This window comes from Streptomyces sp. BE20, assembly GCF_036322525.1.
Classification (GTDB): Bacteria; Actinomycetota; Actinomycetes; order Streptomycetales; family Streptomycetaceae; genus Kitasatospora.
On record NZ_JAQYWW010000525.1, the window covers coordinates 1 to 1,740 of the forward strand.

At 76.0% G+C, this 1,740-nt stretch carries 2 protein-coding genes; both read left to right on the plus strand.

The window, feature by feature from the left end; genetic code table 11:
• The coding region (locus tag PUR61_RS08340) for a methionine adenosyltransferase domain-containing protein (RefSeq protein ID WP_329877293.1) at positions 1–505 on the plus strand (505 nt) is incomplete at its 5' end.
• Between the two features lie 167 nt (positions 506–672).
• A partial coding sequence (locus tag PUR61_RS08345) for a GuaB1 family IMP dehydrogenase-related protein (RefSeq protein ID WP_329877295.1) occupies positions 673–1,740 on the plus strand: 1,068 nt, incomplete at its 3' end.

Consider the following 1,740-nt stretch of genomic DNA (forward strand, 5'->3'; position numbering starts at 1 on the left):
CGACGGCTACCGCCTGCTCGTCAACCCGACCGGCCGGTTCGAGATCGGCGGCCCGATGGGCGACGCCGGCCTGACCGGCCGCAAGATCATCATCGACACCTACGGCGGCATGGCCCGCCACGGCGGCGGCGCCTTCTCCGGCAAGGACCCGTCCAAGGTCGACCGCTCCGCGGCGTACGCGATGCGCTGGGCCGCCAAGAACGTGGTCGCCGCCGGGCTGGCCACCCGCTGCGAACTCCAGGTCGCCTACGCGATCGGGAAGGCCCGGCCGGTCGGCCTCTTCGTCGAGACCTTCGGCACCGAGACCGTCGCCCCGGAGCGGATCGGTGCGGCCGTCTCCGCGGTCTTCGACCTGCGACCGGCCGCCCTCATCCGTGACCTCGACCTGCTGCGGCCGATCTACGCCGCCACCGCCGCGTACGGACACTTCGGGCGGGAGCTGCCGGACTTCACCTGGGAGCGCACCGACCGCGCCCAGGCCCTGCGCGCCGCGGCCGGCCGCTGACCCGCGGGCGGTCGGCGGCCGGCAGAGAGCGGGCGGCAACCCGCCCTCCGCGAACCACGCCTCCGACCCACGAACCACGCACCTGAACCACGAACCGTGAACCGCGCCTCCGACCCGGGGCGGGTGCACCCCGCACCCGCCCCCCTCCCCACCCTGGCGGACGACCCATGCGCTTCCTGGAACCGGGCACCGGCCGCCCGTCGGCCACCCCTCCGACCGGTCACGACCTCACCTACGACGACGTCTTCATGGTCCCCGGCCGCTCCGCCGTGGGCTCCCGGCAGGAGGTCGACCTCTCCTCGAACGACGGCACCGGCACCACCGTCCCGCTGGTCGTCGCCAACATGACCGCCGTCGCCGGCCGGCGGATGGCCGAGACGGTCGCCCGCCGGGGCGCGCTCGCCGTACTGCCGCAGGACGTCCCGCCGGCCGCGGTCGCCGACACCGTCGCCTTCGTGAAGAGCCGTCACCTCGTCCTGGACACCCCGATCGTCCTCGGCCCCGCGCAGACGGTCGGCGAAGCGCTCGCCCTGCTCCCCAAGCGGGCCCATGACGCGGGCGTGGTGGTCGACGACGCCCACCGGCCCGTCGGCGTCGTCACCGACCGCGACCTCACCGGCGTCGACCGCTTCACCCCGCTGGACCGCGTCATGTCCCGCGACCTGCTGCTCCTCGACGCCGACACCGCCGCCGCCGACCCGCGCGGCGCCTTCGCCGCGCTGGACGCGGCCAACCACCGCTACGCCCCGGCGGTCGACCGCGCCGGCCGGCTGGTCGGCATCCTGACCCGCACCGGAGCGCTGCGCGCCGCCCTCTACGCACCCGCCGTCGACGCCGCCGGCCGGTTGCGGGTGGCGGCCGCGGTCGGCATCAACGGCGACGTGCCCGGCCGGGCCGCCCGCCTGCTGGAGGCCGGTGTCGACGCCCTGGTCGTCGACACCGCGCACGGGCACCAGGAGGCCATGCTCAAGGCGCTCGGCCTGGTCCGTGCGCTCGACCCGGGCGTGCCCCTGATCGCCGGGAACGTGGTCACCGCCGAGGGCGTGCGGGACCTCGTCGAGGCGGGCGCCGACATCCTGAAGGTCGGGGTCGGACCGGGCGCGATGTGCACCACCCGGATGATGACCGGCGTGGGCCGTCCGCAGTTCTCCGCCGTCCTGGAGTGCGCCGCCGAGGCGCGCCGGCTCGGCAAGCACGTCTGGGCCGACGGCGGCGTCCGCCACCCGCGCGACGTC